Annotated in this window: 19 protein-coding genes; 6 read left to right on the top strand and 13 right to left on the bottom strand. The window is 58.4% G+C overall.

Annotation, left to right across the window (positions count from 1 at the left end):
* Window positions 1–28: 28 nt before the first annotated feature.
* From FVE67_RS05825 to FVE67_RS05815, 3 genes are read right to left on the bottom strand one after another with little or no spacing between them, the layout of a single operon-like run.
* On the bottom strand, window positions 29–1345 hold the full coding sequence (locus FVE67_RS05825) for a TldD/PmbA family protein (RefSeq protein ID WP_168719700.1): 1317 nt from the start codon (window positions 1343–1345) through the stop codon (window positions 29–31).
* Window positions 1335–1808 (bottom strand): ribonuclease toxin HepT-like protein, encoded by a 474-nt coding sequence (locus FVE67_RS05820; RefSeq protein ID WP_168719699.1) that lies wholly within the window; start codon window positions 1806–1808, stop codon window positions 1335–1337. The genes FVE67_RS05825 and FVE67_RS05820 overlap by 11 nt, the downstream gene beginning before the upstream one ends.
* Complete coding sequence (locus FVE67_RS05815) at window positions 1793–2128, bottom strand: nucleotidyltransferase family protein (RefSeq protein ID WP_168719698.1); 336 nt, start codon at window positions 2126–2128, stop codon at window positions 1793–1795. Before FVE67_RS05815 ends, FVE67_RS05820 begins: the two co-directional genes overlap by 16 nt.
* Window positions 2129–2151: 23 nt before the next feature.
* On the opposite strand from FVE67_RS05815, the gene FVE67_RS05810 reads away from it, so the two are divergent.
* Window positions 2152–2955 carry a pseudouridine synthase gene (locus FVE67_RS05810; protein ID WP_168719697.1) on the top strand — a complete coding sequence of 268 codons (804 nt, stop codon included), beginning with the start codon at window positions 2152–2154 and terminating at the stop codon, window positions 2953–2955.
* On the opposite strand, the gene FVE67_RS05805 is transcribed toward FVE67_RS05810, so the two are convergent.
* Window positions 2864–3718 (bottom strand): PHP domain-containing protein, encoded by an 855-nt coding sequence (locus FVE67_RS05805; RefSeq protein WP_168719696.1) that lies wholly within the window; start codon window positions 3716–3718, stop codon window positions 2864–2866. The genes FVE67_RS05810 and FVE67_RS05805 overlap by 92 nt on opposite strands.
* A 59-nt stretch (window positions 3719–3777) precedes the next feature.
* Here FVE67_RS05805 and FVE67_RS05800 point away from each other — a divergent pair, with 59 nt between their 5' ends.
* Window positions 3778–4227: a universal stress protein gene (locus FVE67_RS05800; protein ID WP_168719695.1), complete on the top strand. Its 450-nt coding sequence runs from the start codon at window positions 3778–3780 to the stop codon at window positions 4225–4227.
* Between the two features lie 47 nt (window positions 4228–4274).
* Window positions 4275–5243 (top strand): NAD(P)-binding domain-containing protein, encoded by a 969-nt coding sequence (locus FVE67_RS05795; protein ID WP_168719694.1) that lies wholly within the window; start codon window positions 4275–4277, stop codon window positions 5241–5243.
* Here FVE67_RS05795 and xth read toward each other — a convergent pair.
* Entirely contained in the window at window positions 5232–6026 is a 795-nt protein-coding gene (gene xth / locus FVE67_RS05790; protein ID WP_210534566.1) for an exodeoxyribonuclease III, read from the bottom strand. The two genes, FVE67_RS05795 and xth, sit on opposite strands and share 12 nt — an antisense overlap.
* Window positions 6027–6076: 50 nt before the next feature.
* Here xth and FVE67_RS05785 point away from each other — a divergent pair, with 50 nt between their 5' ends.
* Both FVE67_RS05785 and FVE67_RS05780 read left to right on the top strand, forming a co-directional pair.
* A complete protein-coding gene (locus tag FVE67_RS05785) occupies window positions 6077–6982 on the top strand; it encodes a DMT family transporter (RefSeq protein WP_168719693.1) in 906 nt (301 codons plus the stop codon).
* Between the two features lie 136 nt (window positions 6983–7118).
* On the top strand, window positions 7119–7760 hold the full coding sequence (locus tag FVE67_RS05780; RefSeq protein WP_168719692.1) for a transposase: 642 nt from the start codon (window positions 7119–7121) through the stop codon (window positions 7758–7760).
* 9 nt (window positions 7761–7769) lie between these two features.
* Here FVE67_RS05780 and FVE67_RS05775 read toward each other — a convergent pair whose 3' ends face one another.
* Window positions 7770–8429, bottom strand: a complete 660-nt coding sequence (locus tag FVE67_RS05775; protein WP_168719691.1) for an endonuclease III domain-containing protein — start codon at window positions 8427–8429, stop codon at window positions 7770–7772.
* A 24-nt stretch (window positions 8430–8453) separates the two neighbouring features.
* Window positions 8454–10790, bottom strand: coding sequence for a cysteine--tRNA ligase (gene cysS / locus FVE67_RS05770; RefSeq protein ID WP_168719690.1), 2337 nt, complete (start codon window positions 10788–10790; stop codon window positions 8454–8456).
* 17 nt (window positions 10791–10807) lie between these two features.
* On the opposite strand from cysS, the gene FVE67_RS05765 reads away from it, so the two are divergent.
* Window positions 10808–11704, top strand: a complete 897-nt coding sequence (locus tag FVE67_RS05765) for a L,D-transpeptidase family protein (RefSeq protein WP_168719689.1) — start codon at window positions 10808–10810, stop codon at window positions 11702–11704.
* A 13-nt stretch (window positions 11705–11717) separates the two neighbouring features.
* On the opposite strand, the gene FVE67_RS05760 is transcribed toward FVE67_RS05765, so the two are convergent.
* From FVE67_RS05760 to FVE67_RS05735, 6 genes are read right to left on the bottom strand one after another with little or no spacing between them, the layout of a single operon-like run.
* Window positions 11718–12050 carry a hypothetical protein gene (locus FVE67_RS05760; protein ID WP_168719688.1) on the bottom strand — a complete coding sequence of 111 codons (333 nt, stop codon included), beginning with the start codon at window positions 12048–12050 and terminating at the stop codon, window positions 11718–11720.
* 46 nt (window positions 12051–12096) lie between these two features.
* Window positions 12097–12777: a 2-C-methyl-D-erythritol 4-phosphate cytidylyltransferase gene (gene ispD / locus FVE67_RS05755; RefSeq protein WP_168719687.1), complete on the bottom strand. Its 681-nt coding sequence runs from the start codon at window positions 12775–12777 to the stop codon at window positions 12097–12099.
* Entirely contained in the window at window positions 12770–13408 is a 639-nt protein-coding gene (locus FVE67_RS05750) for an endonuclease V (protein WP_168719686.1), read from the bottom strand. The genes ispD and FVE67_RS05750 overlap by 8 nt, the downstream gene beginning before the upstream one ends.
* Window positions 13389–13808, bottom strand: coding sequence for a tRNA (N6-threonylcarbamoyladenosine(37)-N6)-methyltransferase TrmO (gene tsaA / locus FVE67_RS05745; RefSeq protein WP_168719685.1), 420 nt, complete (start codon window positions 13806–13808; stop codon window positions 13389–13391). The genes FVE67_RS05750 and tsaA overlap by 20 nt, the downstream gene beginning before the upstream one ends.
* 1 nt (window position 13809) lies before the next feature.
* Window positions 13810–15210, bottom strand: a complete 1401-nt coding sequence (locus FVE67_RS05740; RefSeq protein ID WP_168719684.1) for a UDP-N-acetylmuramate--L-alanine ligase — start codon at window positions 15208–15210, stop codon at window positions 13810–13812.
* Window positions 15207–16451 carry an EAL and HDOD domain-containing protein gene (locus tag FVE67_RS05735; protein WP_168719683.1) on the bottom strand — a complete coding sequence of 415 codons (1245 nt, stop codon included), beginning with the start codon at window positions 16449–16451 and terminating at the stop codon, window positions 15207–15209. Before FVE67_RS05735 ends, FVE67_RS05740 begins: the two co-directional genes overlap by 4 nt.
* Between the last annotated feature and the right edge of the window lie 20 nt (window positions 16452–16471).

The following is a 16471-nucleotide window of genomic DNA, read 5'->3' as shown; positions in this document are numbered from 1 at the left end:
CCGTCCTCAAGCCAAGCACGGCTGAGCCTCAACTTCCCGCAAGGTCAAGATCGGGGATAAAAAGCGAGGGTGCGCCCAGGCTACCATAGAAGGTAAGGTCGTTCCCCAGGGCCTCCACCCGGGAAAGGAGTTCGAAAAGGTTTCCGGAAAGGGCCATGCCGGAGAGGGGACGCCTCTGGCCTCCTTGATAAAGAAGGCCGGAGACCCCCACGGAAAAGTCTCCGGAAATAGGGTCTGCGGTGTGCCAGCCCAGGATTTCCCGCACCTCAAAGACCGGCTCCGCGCTTCGCAAATCTTCAAGAGGGCTTTCTCCGGGGACCAGGTAGAGGTTGGTGGGGGCGATCCGAGGGAGGGCCTTAAAGGAGGGGCGGCGGGCGTTTCCCGTGGAGGCCTTCCCCGCCCGTCGTCCCCAGAGCCCGTCGTAAAGGAAGGCCGCTACCGTCCCTTGATCTAGGAGGATGGTGCGCTTCTGAGGAAAGCCCTCATCGTCGAAGGGCCGGCTCTCCAGTCCCCGGGGATAGAGTCCATCGTCGATCAGGGTGAGCTTTTCGGAAAAGATCCTTTGGCCGAGCTTTCCGGCCAGGCGCGAACGCCCCTTGGCCACCTCGTCTCCGCAAAAGGAAAAAGAAAGGGTCTCTAACAAGGCCACGGCAGCCTCCGGGGGAAAGAGCCCCGCAAGGCGCCTTGAGGGCCCCTTTTCCGCCCCTAGAAGGGCCACCGCCTTTTCCGCTGCCCGCCGGGCGAGGACCTCCGGAGAAAGATCCTCTCGGCGCACGACCTCCCGCCACTCCCAACCGGTGCGCTCCTCCTCCCCCCGCCGGGCCACCAGGCTGAGGAGAAAACTCCAGGAGGGACGGGAAAAGGTGGCCGAAATCCCCCGGGTCTGAAAAATAAAAAGGGATTCCTCTCCGCAGGAAAGGACGGCGCGCTCCAGACGGTGGACTTCAGGAAAGGCGGCCCGGGCGGCCTCCTCCGCCGAAATTAGATCGGCCTCAAGTTCTTCGGGGGAAGGAAAGGCCTCTGAGGAAAAGGAGGGGAGATCGGGTAGGGTCTCCCCTTCCGGGATCACGGCCTCCTCTTCGGAAAAGCACGCGGCCTCGTAGGCCCTTTCGGCCGCCCTCCGCACCGCCTCCGGCTTGGCCTGGGTGGTGTAGGAGAGCCCGGCCCGCCCCTTCCGGACAATCCGTACCGCCAGAGAGACCTCCCGCCAGGGCTCAAGGGCGTGCGGGCGGCCATCCCGTCTTTCAAGGGTAAGCCCCCGGGAGAGCTCGCCCCAGAGCTCCCCCCAGACCCCCTTTCGACGAGAAAACTCCTCCACCACTTCCCCGAGATTTTTAAGATCCACGAGAAAGCTCCGCGACAAACCTCTGAAAGTCTGCCTCAAAAAGCCCCCGAAGGCGGGGCATCTTCTCTGCCAAGAGGCGCACCCTTTCCGGATCCAATTCGTAAGCATAGGCATGCCGGAAGACGTGCCGAAAGGCCCGCAATTCGTTCATCAGCCGAAAGGTCTCCTCGGAAAGAAGGGCCGGGCGCAGTCCTTCGATCTCCACGGTCATACGTTTGAGAAGCCAGAGATGATACCTGGTACTATCGTCCACCCGGTTTTCAAAAAATCCGGCCACTAACTTAAAAAGATCCTCTAGCGCACAATAAAGATTGTGAAGCTGATAAGCCAGGCTCTCCACCCGCTCCGGGGTGGCTTCCTTCTGGATTTGAAAGTAGCGGTCCTCTACCTTCCGAAAAATCTTCTCCACTTCCTTTTTCTGAGCCCGCAACTCGGCTATGAAAACCCTTAAGGCCTCTTCCACAAGATCCCCTCCTTTTCGATCTTTTTCCGAAAGCGGGCCTCCTCCAGAGGGAGAACATCCACCTCCCTTTCCAGGATCTCCGAAAGAAGGGCTACGGCCTCCCAGAAACGTTCGGGAGGGAGTCCTTCCAGGGCTATATCCACATCGGAATGATCCCCGAAGGCTCCCGGACGAACCAGGGAACCAAAAATGAAGGCCCGACGAAAGGGTATTCTGGAATATAACTCTCCCAAGGCTCTCTGGGTCCGAGAGAGCACCTTTTGTCTGAGGGCCTCCCGCCGGGCTTTTTCTTTGCTTTGCCAGCGATAAAGTAGTTCCATATTTTTAATGATACCATAATCCCATGGCCGCGAAGCAAAAAATGCGTCTGGCCCGGTTTCTGGCCCGGGCCGGGGTGACCTCCCGGCGCAAGGCGGAGGACCTGGTGCGGTCCGGACGGGTAAAGGTCAACGGCCAGGTAGTCACGGACCTTTCCTTCCGGGTGGACCCGGAAAGGGACCGGGTGGAGGTGGACGGGCAAGAGGTGCGTCTGCCAGAAAAAGTCTATTACCTTTTTCATAAACCCCGCGGGTACCTTACGGCGCTTTCCGACCCTCACGGTCGGCCTACTCTGGCCGAATTTCTGGGAGGTCTTCCTCCGGGGGTCTTTCCCGTAGGCCGGCTCGACCGGGACTCCGAAGGCCTTCTCCTTCTTACCAACGACGGGGAACTGGCCCAGCGCCTCCTTCATCCCCGTTACGCCATCCCGCGGGTCTACCGGGTCTGGCTCACCCGTCCGCCCCGGGAGGATCTTCTGGAAAGGATCCGGCGCGAAGGCCTGGAAATCGAAGGCCGTCGGGTCTTCCCCGACGAAGTGCGTCTGGTTAAAAGGAGCCGCCGGGAGTGCGTCTATGAGGTGCGCCTTCATGAGGGGCGCAAGCGGGAGGTGCGGAGGATCTTTGCGGCCGCGGGCTCCCGGGTCAAGCGCCTGGTGCGGGTGGCCTTTGGCCCCCTTAAACTGGGAGACCTCCCTCCGGGAAAGATGCGCCCTTTAACTTCGTGGGAATTGCGGGCCCTCAGGCGCCTCCTCGACTCTCCCAGCGTTCCCGAAGCCGCCGGTAACATTCCTCGGGGACCCGGAGGTTCCCGAAGCCCCGCCCCAGCTTGATGTCCGGCTTGTTGTGCCCGTGAAAGTCACTTCCCCCGGTGGCCACCAGATCGAAACGCCGGGCCAGCTCCAGACAAAGACTCGTAAACTCTGGAGTATGATCCGTGTAATAGGCCTCGATTCCCGCCAACCCTAAATCCTTGAGCCGGGCCACATAGCGGGCGAGGGCCTCCGGAGAAAGGTGTAGGTGCCAGGGATGGGCCAGGACGGGAAGTCCCCCGGCGGCGCGGATGGCGGAAAAGGCCTCCTCCTCGGTGAGCCGGGCCTTGGGCACGTAGGCCGGGGCTCCCTTCTTGAGATATCTTTCAAAGGCCTCCTCTACCTTGCGCACCACCCCTTTTTCCACCAGGAGAGCCGCAAAATGGGGCCGGCCAATCTCCCCTCCACCGGCCCTCTCCTTAAGCTCCTCAAGGGTGATTTCGATACCCAAGGCCTGAAGCTTTTCCACCATGCGGAGGTTGCGCTCGGAGCGGGCCTGTTGAAGAAGGGCCAGGGTTTCCCGAAGGCCTTCGGACTCCGGATCCACAAAATAGCCCAGGACATGGCAGTGCCCGGGGCCTTCAAAGCGCACGCTGATCTCCACCCCGGGCACGAAGGCCAGCCCCAGCCCCTGGGCCTCGGCCTGGGCCTCGAAAAGCCCCTCCACGGTGTCATGATCGGTAAGGGCCAGGGCCGAAAGTCCCTCTTGGACCGCGAGATGCACCAGCTCCGCCGGAGAATAAGTGCCGTCGGAGGCCGTGGAATGGGTGTGGAGATCTATCATTTTTCCTCTCCCTTTGCTAAAATGTCTCTAGGAATTTAATCCAAAGAAGGGGGGTGTCTATGGCCGAGATCAAAACCATTCTCTTCCCTGTGGATTTCACGGAAGCCTCGGAAAGGGTGGCTGGTTATGCCCGGCTTTTTACGGAAAAATTCGGGGCCAAACTCATCGTCCTCTTTGTGGTGGAAGATATCATGCGCTATGCCGGCTTCTATGTGCCCCATGCGGCCCTGGAAAAGATGGAAAAGGATCTTTTCGAAGGGGCCCAAAAGCGCATGGCCGAATTTGTGGAGCAAAACTTCTCCGGGATGGAGGTAGAACCCCTGGTGGTCTCCGGGGAGATTGCGGAAAAGATCTGTGAAGTAGCCAGAGAAAAGGGGGCCGATCTCATCATCATGGGGACTCACGGACGGCGGGGGCTGGAAAAGGCCCTTTTCGGAAGTGTGGCCGAGAAGGTGGTCAAGACCGCCCCATGTCCGGTCCTCACGGTGAACCCTTTTCAAAAGGCTTAGGGTTATGCTAAGCTAGCCCCCCGAAAACGGTCTCGGGGGGTTGGCTTATGGAAAAGGCTAAGATTGCGGTAGTAGGGGCCGGGCCGGCAGGGATCGCCGTGGGTGTGGAGGCCCGGGCCCAGGGTATCTCTCCGGTAGTCATCTTCGAGAAGGCGGAGACCTTCTGCGACACCATCCAGCGTCTCTATCGTCCCGGGAAACGGGTAGATGCGGTGTTTCGCAAGATGCGGGTAGAGCCTCTGGGCCTCTGTTCTTTTGAGACCGAAAGCAAGGAAGAATTTTTAAAGCGCATGGAAAAGTATATCCAGGACTACGCCCTCGACATCCGCTACAAGACGGAGATTAATGGTCTGGAAAAAACAGACGGAACCTACCGCCTGAGGGCGGGCTCGGAGTGGGTGCTTGAGGCCCCCATCGTGGTCATCGCCATCGGTATTTTCGGAAAGCCCCGCAAGCCCGATTACCCCATCCCCAAGGAGGTGCGGGATCGGGTTTTTTTTGAGGCCCCTTGTGAGTGTCCCCGCGGAGGAAAAGTCTTGGTGGTGGGTGGAGGAGATACCGCGGCGGAGACAGCCTGTTTTCTCTGCGAGGGCTGTGAGGAGGTCTATCTTTCTTACCGGCGCCCCAAGTTCTTCCGGATCAACCCCGTGAACCTTCAAAACCTGGGAAAGAAGGCCGAAGAGGGCCGGGTCAAACTCATGCTTAATACGGATATCGATCACCTGGAGGCGGCCCCGGAGGGGGTAAAGGTGGTCTTCAAGGACGGCCGGGAGATGGTCTTTGACCGCATTTATTACTGCCTGGGAGGAAGTACTCCGGCCGGTTTTCTCCGAAGTATCGGGGTGGAATTCGAGGACAGCCGCCCGAAGATAGATAAATATTACGAAACCAACCTGCCGGGGGTCTTCCTGGCCGGAGACATTGCCCTGGAGAAGGGCAGCATCATGGCCGCCTTCAACACGGCCCACATCGTGGTCAAGCGCATTCTGGAAAAGTATGGAGACTTAGTCCGGTAGCTCGAAGACCGTTATCACCGGAGCGTGATCCGAAGGCCTTTTCCAGCCGCGGGGCTCCCGATCCACGTAAGAGTCTCGGAGGTGTTCGGCCAGAGGCCGGGTAACTAGGATGTGGTCCAGGCGCATTCCCCGGTTGGCCTTAAAGGCTCCAAACTGATAGTCCCACCAGGTATAAAGCCCCGGGCGGTCGGGGTGCTTGAGCCGTAGGGCATCAAGAAGTCCCCACTCCAGGAGCACCCGAAAGGCGGCCCTTTCTCTTTCATGGAAACAGATCTGGCCCTCCAGGAGCTCTGGATCGTAAACATCGAGAGGCTCCGGGGCCACGTTGAAATCCCCGCAAAGGGCCAGAAGGTCCCTTTGGGGGTCGAAGTGCCGCTCGAGGGTTTCCCGAAGGCGATAAAGAAACTCCAGCTTGTAAAGAAAGTAGTCGGAGCCCACCGGAGAGCCGTTGGGCACATAGACCGAAATTACGGTAAAGGGCCCAAAATTTACCGCAAGCACCCTTTCTTCGGCCTGAGGGTCTTCCTCTCCGGGAAACCCCCGGAAGGATTCCTCTCCCTGAAGGCGGCCCAAAATAGCCACCCCGTTTCTTCCCGGCCCTCCGGCATGCCAGACTTTGTATCCCAGGGGCTCAAAAACCTCCCGAGGGAAGGCCTCGGTGCGCAGTTTGGTCTCCTGAAGGCAAAGGACCTCCGGGGCCCGCGCGGTTAAGTATTTTTTGACCTGTTCCAGCCGGGCATTTAGGGAATTAACATTCCAGGTCCCGAGGGTTATCCGTCCCACTCTATGGCCTCCTTGGTTTAAAATAGACCGAATCCGGCGAGGAGAAAAGCATGGGCCTCTGGTTGATCCTGGCCTTGGGGGCAGCCTTTTTTGTGGCCTTGGGGGATTTTTTTAATAAGAAATACTTTGCCACCGAAGGTATGGCGGCCATGGCCCTGGTCCGCACCTTGGCCCCGGTGCCCTTTCTCCTGGGGGTAATTTTCCTCAAATTTGAGCCCGGACCCTATCTCTATTTCACCCTGGAAGTCCTCAAAAAGCCGGCCTTCCTCCTCACCCTGGCTGCCCTTCTCCCTTTGGAGATCTCCGCCCTTTTTCTTTACATGGAGGCTATCAGGGTCTCCCCCCTTTCCCTCACCCTACCTCTTCTGGCCTTCACCCCGGCCTTTCTCATCGGCACGGGCTTTCTCCTCCTGGGGGAAAGACCCTCGGCCCTGGGAGTGGCCGGAATCCTTTTCGTGGTCCTGGGCAGTTACCTCTTGCATCTTCCCCATCTTTCGGAGGGTCCTCTGGCTCCCCTAAAGGGGCTTTTGCGCGAAAGGGGCTCCCTTTTGATGCTGGCCGTGGCCGCCCTTTATGCGGTGACCTCAGCTTTGGGGAAGAGGGCTATCCTTCTTTCTTCTCCCCTTTGGTTTGCCTCCTTTTACTTTATCCTCCTGGGTCTGGTGGTGCCCCTCCTTCTGCGAATACTCTCGGGGCAGAAGATCCTGCCTCTTTTCCGCCGAAGACCTTTAGGCTTTTTCCTCCTGGGACTCTCGCAGGCCCTCATGGTGGTCTGCCACATGCAGGCCATAAGTCTGGCCCCGGCGGCTTATATGATCGCGGTAAAGCGTACCAGCATCCTCTTTGGAGTCTTTTTGGGCGGGGCCTTCCTGCGCGAGAGACACTTCGGAATAAGGTTTTTGGCCTCCGCGGTCATGGTGGGAGGCGTCTTCCTCCTGGCCCTCACCCAAAAATAGGATCAAAAATAGGATCCGATCCCATTTTTGTCTCTTTGCTACTCTTCACATTCCTCGAAAAACCCCTCCAAAAATTCTTGACAAATTCCCCTGCCTTCCCTAAAAATAGGATCAGATCCTATTTTAAGGAGGGGGTATGCCCAGCCGGCCCAGGATCATCGCCCCCGGATATCCCCATCATGTAGTCTCTAGGACCAATCATGGGCAAACCTGTTTTCATGAAGAGGAAGATTATCGCACCTTTTTGGAAATTTTAGCTAACTTGAAACGAAAAAGAGAAATAAAACTGTGGTGTTTTTGCTTGATGCCCAACCATTTTCATTTATTAGTTGTTCCAACGTCTTCTGATCAATTGGTTAAGTTTATGCAAGGGCTCCTGGTCTCTTACACCCAATATTACAACCAAAAATACGCCATTGAGGGACAATTGTGGCGAGCCAAATACCACGCTTCCATAGTAGATGGGGAAACTTATCTCTGGAAAGTCATGCGGTATATCGAACGCAATCCCGTAAGGGCAGGATTAGCCGCTTCCCCCGAGGACTACCCCTATTCCTCGGCCAACAAAAATAGGATCGGATCCTATTTTTGGGAGGAGCCTCCTTTTACCCGGGAAGCCCTAGAATACTACCGAGAATGGCGCAACCAACCGGAATCCCCTGAACTCCTGGCTTTCTTGCGTCAGAACAGTCGGAAAAACCGCCCGCTCGGACCGCCAGAATTTTTGGAGCGCCTTGGGTTCAAAGAAAAACGTCGAGGGCGTCCTCGCAAAAAATAGGATCGGATCCTATTTTTCTCGGAGGGGGCAGGAGGGGCAGCGAGGGCGGCGGGGGAGACAGTAGTGTTTCCCGCAGGCCACGAAAAGGGCATGATATTCGTTGTAAAGGGGGACCTCCGGGGGAAGATTTTCCATAAAAACTCCCTGAATCTCTGAATAATCGGCCTCCTCGGTCACTAATCCGTGGCGGACAAGGATGCGTTTGGTATAGGCGTCCACCACAAAGACCGGGCGCTCCAGAGCGTAAAGGAGGATGCTATCTGCGGTCTCCGGTCCGATGCCTGGAATTTCCAAAAACTCGCGGCGCAAGGTCTCAGTGTCTATCTCCGCCAGGGCCGAAAGATCGCCCTCACAGCGTTCAAGAAGCCAGCCCAGAAAGGCCTTGAGCCTTCGAGCCTTGACCCGAAAATAACCTGCAGGACGAATCAAATTCGCCAATTCCGTCTCCGAAAGCTTGGCTAACCTGTGAGGCTCAAGCAACCCCCGCTCTTTGAGGTTTTTGAGGGCCCGCTCCACATTGCGCCAGTTGGTATTCTGGGTAAGGATGGCTCCCACACAAACCTCAAAGGGGGATTCCGCCGGCCACCACCCCTGAGGGCCAAAGTGCTGGTAGAGCCTTTCGTAGATCTCGCGAAGCACCGTGGAATAATAAGCGCTGCCGGAAGTCATGGTCGCAAAAAATAGGATCGGATCCTATTTTTCTGGGGGGTGGAAGGCGCGGGGGCCGGCTGGGGTGTCCACCACCAGATACCCCTCGGCCCGCAACTCCTCTCGAATACGGTCGGCCAAGGCGTAATCCCCCCTCCGCCGGGCTTCCTCCCGGGCGGCCAGCCTCCTGCGCACCTCTTCGCTCCGGGCCTCCTCCGGAAAGACCAGCACCGCAAGCACCTGGTTGAGGCGCTCTAGCGCGGCCAGGGCTTCCTCTCGCAGATCCTTCGGCACCCCAGGGCCGGCCACCGCCGGATACCATCTCCGGGAAAAGCGAAAGAGACCGGCTACCACTTGCGGGGTGTTGAGATCGTCGTTCATGGCGGCCTCAAAGCCCTCGGAAAGCTCGGAAAGGGCCTTGCGGAGCTCGGGGGCCTCCGGACCCTCCGGGGCCGCGGCCAATAAACCACAAAAGAGATCCAGGTTCTGCAAGGCCCTGCGGGCCTCGGAAAGGGCCTTCCAGGTGAAATTTAAAGGCTTACGGTAATGGGTACGCAAAAGGAAAAAGCGGATCTCTCGGCCAGAATATCCCGCCTGTCGCAGTTCCTCCAGAGTGACTTCGTTTCCCGCGGAAACGGACATCTTCTTGCCCTCCACCATCACCAGGGCCGAATGGAGCCAGTAGCGGCAGAGTTCCTTTCCGGTGGCCGCCCGGGCCAGGGCCCTTTCGTTTTCGTGGTGGGGAAAAAGAAGATCCGTGCCGCTGGTATGCAGGTCAAAGGTCTCTCCCAGATAGCGCATGGCGATGGCCGCACACTGGATATGCCAGCCGGGGCGCACCTTGCCCCATTCGGTGTCCAAAAAATAGCCCTGTTTGAGCTCCTGAATGGTCACGCGTTTGAAAAGCGTAAAGTCCGCCGGGGCGTCCTTTTCGTATTCGTCAAGATCTACGGTGACCCCCGGACGCAGGCGCGCCGGATCCACCCCGGAAAGCCGTCCATAATCCGCAAGCTTGGAGACATCAAAATAGACGGAAGAATATTTTTCGTAGGCATACCCCTTCTCCAAGAGTCGGCGAGCCAGGACCAGCATATCCTCTAAGTGTTCGCTCACCCGGGGATAGTGGGTGGCAGGCTTGATCCGGAGAAACTCCAGGTCCGCAAAGAATTCCCGGGCAATCTCTTCGGTAAGTTCCTTCAGGGGACGACCCGCGGCCTCGGCCGCCGCCAGGGTCTTGTCGTCAAAGTCGGTGAGATTGACCACGTGAGTTACGGAAAGACCTCGGGCCTCAAGCCAGCGCCGCAAAAGGTCCGCGGTGAGCATCCGCCGGTAAAGCCCCAGATGCGGCCGGCGATTGAGGGTAGGGCCACAGGTATAGATCCCCACCTTTCCCGGCTCCAAGGGCTCAAAGACCTCCTTGCGCCCGGTAAGGGTATTGGTAAGCCGGAAGTCCTCCCGTTTGGGAGGTTCTGGAAAGACCCAAAGAGGGGTAGAAAGATAGCGTTCGCCCCCATCGGGGAAGATGACCACCACCAGACCCTCTTCTATCTCCCGGGCCACCTTAAAAGCCCCGGCCAGGGCCGCTCCGGAACTCATCCCCACAAAGAGGCCCTCCTCTCGGGCCAAGCGCCGGGCCAGCTCGTAGGCCTCCTCATCATCTACATTCACGATGGCGTGCGGGAGCTTACGATCGTAGATCCCCGGCGGATAGGATTCCTTCATATTTTTCAGGCCCTGAATCTTGTGCCCGGGAACGGGCTCCACCCCGATGACCTTCACCTGGGGGGCCTTTTCCCGAAAGTACCGGGCCAGGCCCATGAGGGTCCCGGTAGTGCCCATGGCCGAGACCACATGGGTCAGACGCCCCCCCGTGTCCCGCCAGATCTCCGGAGCAGTGGTGCGGTAATGGGCCTGCCAGTTGGCCGGATTATTGAATTGATCGGGATTGTAATATTGCTCAGGATGCTGGCGCACCAGTTCATAGATGGCCTCGATGGCCCCGTCGGTCCCTTTTTCCGCAGGGGTAAGGAGGATCTCCGCCCCGTAGGCCTGCATGATCTTGCGGCGCTCAATGGAGGCCGACTCCGGCATGGCGATAAGACACCGGTAGCCCTTGACCGCACAGACCATGGCCAGACCGATTCCGGTGTTGCCGCTTGAGGCCTCGGCCACAATCTTTTCCGGACCAAGAAGCCCCCGGGCCTCGGCATCTTCGATCATAGAAAGGGCGATGCGGTCCTTGACCGAACCTCCGGGATTGAAACTCTCGAGCTTGACCCAGATCTCTACCCGAGGTTTTACCCGGAGGCGGCGAAGCTTGACCAGAGGGGTATTTCCAATGAGCTCGAGCACGGTCTCCCGGACTTTGCCTTGAGGACTCATGGTTTAAAATTTCTAGCATGAAACTTGCACTTCGCCTACTGGTTCTTCTTCTAACGGGATTCTCTACGGCCTACCCTCTAGATCGTTACCCCTTAAGGCCCGGACAAGGAGTCTTTGGGGAGATCCTTTATCACACGGTCTCCGGAAACGAGACCCTGCTCGATGTGGCCCGGGCCTACGATCTGGGCTACAATCAGATCGTTCTGGCCAACCCCGGGGTGGATCCCTGGCTCCCTCCCCCGGGAAAACGCCTGCTTATCCCCAAAAAGTTTGTCCTGCCCGAAGGCCCCCATACGGGCCTCCTGGTCAATCTTCCGGAGATGCGTCTCTATTATTTTCGCCAAGAGGCCGGCGAGACCGTGGTTTATACCGCCCCCATAGGAGTAGGAACCGAGGGACGCCTTACGACCGAGGGGGTTTACACCGTTTACCGCAAGAAGGAACATCCCTATTGGCATGTCCCGGAATCCATACGTAAAGAGGACCCTACCCTTCCCGAGGTGGTCCCTCCAGGTCCGGAAAACCCCCTGGGAGATTACGCCCTTTACCTTTCCCGGGAGGCCTATGCCCTTCACGGGACCAACAAACCCTGGGGGATCGGTCGCCGGGTAAGCCACGGCTGTATCCGTCTCTATCCCGAGGATATTGCCGCCCTTTTTCCCTTAGTCCCGGTAGGCACCCCGGTACGCGTCCTCTATCAGCCTATCAAATTGGGAATCAAAGACGGAAAGATCTATCTCCAGGTTTTTCCGGACCTTGAAAAGAGGATCTCTGGGCCCCTCTTAGAAGTGATTCGCCTGGCGGCCCGGCTTGAAAAGGAGAGTGGAAAAGACCTCTTTTTGGACCTCTTCGCCGTGCGCAAGGTCCTGAAGAAGGCCAACGGGGTCCCAACGGCGGTGGGAAAGGTCCGTTAGGACCCCAAATCTTCTATTTTCGCAGGCTCTTTTCGAAAATGCGCTCCATTTTGGCGGCCGCAGCATCAGCCCTTTCGGCGGCCTGGGCCGCCCGGTTGGCTGCAGCGTCGGCCCTTTCGGCGGCCAGAGCAGCCTGTTTGGCCGCAGCCTCGATGCGGGCCAGTTCCGCCTCTATCTGGGCCTGGGCCTTCTTGGCTTCCTCGGCCGCAGCCTGGGCCTCCTTAGAGGCCTGAATGGCCTGTTCCAGAAGGGCCCGATCCTTTTGGTTCAAACCACAACCCACCGGAACCAACAGAAGCCCCGAAAGACCCAAAACGGCCAAGCCTTTCTTCACCTTGCCAAACATTCCTCCCTCCTTGAAAGCAATTTTTTCCTTTATTACCCCCACAGATTTATATTCTTGTCAAGTCTCCAAAGGCCTCCAAAAGGGAAAAATCCTCGGGATAAGTGAGTTTAAAATTTCTCGGGTCTCCAAGGACCACAAAGACCGGAAAGCCTGCCGCCTCAAGCAGAGCGGCCTCGTCGGTGAATTCCTCCCGGCCTGCCTTCCGGAAGGCCTCGGCCAGCCAGTCCCGGCGGGCCCCCTGCGGAGTTTGTGCCAGCCAAAGGCCTTCCCGAGAGAGGGTCTCCAACACCCGTCCCTCCTCCGAAACCCGTTTTACCGTATCTCTCACCGGAAGGGCTGCGAGGGCCGCCCCCCGCTTCTCAATCTCCCCGAGCACCCGGGAGATCACCTCCTGAGAGACCAGAGGACGAGCCGCATCGTGCACCAGGACGATCTCCACCCCGGGAGAAAGGGCCTCAAAGGCCCGCCGAACCGAGGCCTGCCGGCTCTCCCCTCCGGCCACCACCCTGGAGACCTTCCGGAATTCCCCACACCAGTCCCGCACCCTTTCTTCCCAGCCCGGAGGGACGGCCACCACGATCTCCTCCACCCGGGGATGCCTTTCCAGGGCCGAAAGCCCCCATAAGAAAACAGGTCGGCCCCCCAGTTCCAGAAATTGCTTGGGGACTTCGGCTCCGAAACGGACCCCCCTTCCGGCGGCTGCCAAAATGGCCCCCACTTTAGCCACGGCCCGCCTCCACGGAAAGACGATGCGCCTGTCGCAGGGGCTCTGGAAGGCGAAAGCCCCGCACCGCAGCCAGCACATACTCCACCGCCTCTTCCGGAGTTAAGAGATGCCCCGGAGAGACATAGACCGGCTTTACCCCTACCCGGGTCCTCACCGCATAGCCCACCACCCGGCCCTCGAGCCAGATAGGGCTTCGTGCCCCGAATTCGTCCCCCGGCGGATCGAAATCCTTGATCAAGGGCTTTTTCGCGCAACCCAGGGTGGGAAGCCCCAGACTGACCCCTAGATGCACCGCCAGCCCGCAGCCCCGGGGGTGGGCCAGCCCCTGTCCGTCCACAAAAACCAAATCCGGAGGGCTCGAAAGTTTCTCAAAGGCCGCAAGCAAGGCCGGAACCTCCCTGAAGGAAAGATAGCCGGGAATATAAGGGAAATTTACCGGCCCTTCGACCACCACCTCTTCCAAGGGCTTAAGCTCCGGCCAGGAAAGGAGGACCACCGCCGCCCGGGCCCGAGCCTTTTCGGGGTAGGCTACATCCGCCCCAGCCACCTTTTTTACCGTGCGGCCCAAAGGGGTAAAACGGGCCCGAGAGGCCAGACGCCGCTGTTCCTCCTTAAGGGTCTCCAGATTCATCCGCGGCGTAGCCCTTGTAAGGTTTGAGGTCCAGGATGGGGGTCCCGTCGAACATATCTAACCCCCGCACCCGGATTACCGGACCCCGAACTTCCAGGATCTCCACCACCGAAAGGCCTATAGGATTGGGCCGCACCGGAGAGCAAGTGCTGAAGACTCCCCGGGATTTCTGCCGATGGGGAGGGGTCTGTAACAATTTGTCCGGCCCAAAGGGCTCGGCCCGGTCGAAGACAAAAAGGACCACCAGACGCTCTCCCGGACGGAGATCCTGCAGGCCCTTCTCATAGGCCGGATCGATCACTAGCTCCCCCTCTACCTTGGAGACACTCCAGTGGCGGGGAATTTCCCGGGCCTTGGTACGCACAAAACCGATGGGTTTAAAGACATACTCCTGGGCCACCTCAAAGACCTCGCTCTTTCAAAGCCTTCACCAGATCGGTATAGATCTTTCCGAAAGAGGCGCTGGACATAAAGACTAGGAGGTCTCCCGGGCTGGGCTCCAGCGCCAGGATGTCGGAAACCCCGTTTTGTAAGAAGCCCACCCTTCGTCCCCGAGCCTCAAGCCCTCGGGCCAAGGCCGTAAGATCTAGCCTTTCGGCCTCCGGGACCTTCTCTAGACCCGGAGGAGGCTTTAAGACCACCGCTTCGGCTAGAGAGAGGACCTCCTGGTAGGCGGACAAAAAGACCCTGCGCCGGCTGGTATTGGTGCGGGGCTCAAAGATCAGGAAGATCCGTCGGGGGGAGAAGGCCTCTTTCAGAGCTAAAAGGGTCTCCCGCACCGCCGTGGGATGATGGGCAAAATCATCCACCACGGTGACCCGGCCCTGATAGAGGATTTCCTGACGCCGCAAGACCCCACAAAATTCTCCCAGGGCCCGGGCCACTTCTTCTGGTGACAGGCCCAGCTCCACCAGTAAGGCCAGGACCGCCAGAGCATTGAGGGCATTGTGCTCTCCGTAAAGTGGAAGATCGAAGGTCCCCTCCCCTTGGGGGCCGCAGAAACGCACCTTCTGTCCGCGAGGAAAAGGGGTGCGTTCCAGAAGACGGTAGGTGTTTTTCGGAGAGCGACCGTAGGAGACCCGACGGGCCCGGCTTCTTTCAGCCAACCGGACCAGCCGGTCCGCATCCCCCCAGAAGACCAAGAGCCCCTCTTCCGGCAGGAGTTCCACAAAGGTCCTGAAGGCCGCCTCCAGGCTGGCCAAATCCGGATAAATATCGGCGTGATCGTACTCCAGAGAGGTAAGAATGGCCGAAAAAGCCCGGTAGTGCCAGAATTTAGGGGTCTTTTCAAAGAAGGCCGAGTCGTACTCGTCTCCTTCGACTACGGCATAGGGGCCCTCTCCGGAGCCAAAATTAAGTTCTCGATCCCGGAGAAGCCCGCCCAGGAAGAAGGTGGGCTCTTGGCCCAGCCTTTCCAGGACGAAGGCCAGGAGGGCGGAGGTGGTAGTCTTTCCGTGGGTTCCGGCCACCACCAGGGGGAGTTTCCCGGGGAGGATGAATCGTTTCAGGGTTTCGGGAAGGGAAAGGAGGGGGAGTCCCTGCCTCCGGGCGGCCTCTACTTCGGGATGATCCCGCCGGATGGCGTTTCCCACCACCACATAGTCGGGGGAGATTTTTTCAAGGCGTTCTGGATCCCATCCACAAAAGGGGATTAGGCCTAGACGTTTGAGGACTTGGGAGGCAGGAGGGGAGGGAGGCGCGCCCTCGCTCCCCGAGACCTGAAACCCTCGGGCCTTAAGAAGGCCGGCCAGGGCGCTCATCCCTATTCCGCCAATGCCCAGGAGGTAAAAGTGAAGGCTCATTTGCGGCCCAGAGCAAAGATCTGGTGGGCAAACTTTACCGCCTCGCGATACATCACCGGAAGGATCTCTCTCAGGGAGGGATCAAGTTCGGTCAGGATTTGATGGACCCTTTCCCAGACCCCCCGCTCATAATTTTCCACCAGGGAAAGAAGGGGAGTGAAGGGCCCCGGCTCTCCCAGAAGGGCCTTCTTGAGGTCTTCTTCCAAAGGGAGCTCTTTCAAGATCATGAAAAGGGGCTGATCGGTTATGGGCTCTAAGAGAGAAAAGAGCCCCACCAGGAAGGCCTCCTCCATTTGCTCGAAAAACCCCAGCTTTTCGGCCAGAGACTCCATGAACTTGGCCCGGATCACCGCCTGGACGATCAACTCCGGAGGTTGATCTGCGGCCAGCAAAAAGAGGGTGGCCAAAGAGCCCCATTTGCGCAACCCCTCCTTTCCTAGTAACACCGCGGTATGTCTTACAGAACGGACCTTTACCGGAAAGCCGAAGAAGGCCGAGTTGATGTAGCGCAGGAGTTTCAGAGTAAGAGAAGGTTCGGCCTGGATGACCTCTATGATTTCGTCTAGATTGTCCCCTTCCTTTTGAAGCAATCCCAGAAGGCGCAGATAATGCTGTTTGAAGACCGGAATCTCTCGAGAGGCCAAAATCTTGGGACGGGCAAAATAAAACCCCTGGAAGAAATGAAAGCCCAGATCCCGGGCCTCTTCGTATTCTTCCCGGGTTTCGATCTTTTCGGCCACCAGATAGAAATCGCTTCCCAATTCCCGGGCCAGGGCCGCCCGGCTTTCCGGAGAAAGGGCTCGGAAATCAATCTTGATGTACTTCATGTAGGGCAAAAGCTCTCTCAAGGGGGACTGCCCATCGAAGTCGTCCAGGGCCAGGGCATAGCCTTTACGATAAAGCTCCTGGCAGATCTCCAAGAGATCGGGAGTGTTTTTCGTCCTTTCCAGGATCTCGATGACCAGATGTTGGGGACGAAAATACCGCACTAGCCCGCTTCGAAGAAGTTCCAGGGTGAAATTAATGAAGGCCTTTTTGCCGTAGGTCAGCTCCCGAATGCCGAAACGAAATAAGGCATTGACCAATACCCGACGGCTGGCTTCCTCCTCCGGCAAGCTACCTTCTGGAAAAAAGTTCTCCAGGCCTTCGCGATAGAGGAGCTCGTACCCGAAAGTACGCCCCCTGCGGTCCAGGATGGGCTGCCGGGCCACATATACGTAATAAAACCGATGATCAGGCATAGCGCTTTCGTTTTCCCATG

The sequence above is a fragment of the Thermosulfurimonas marina genome (genome assembly GCF_012317585.1).
GTDB lineage: Bacteria > Desulfobacterota > Thermodesulfobacteria > Thermodesulfobacteriales > Thermodesulfobacteriaceae > Thermosulfurimonas_A > Thermosulfurimonas_A marina.
This window is presented reverse-complemented; position numbering and strand designations above follow the sequence as displayed.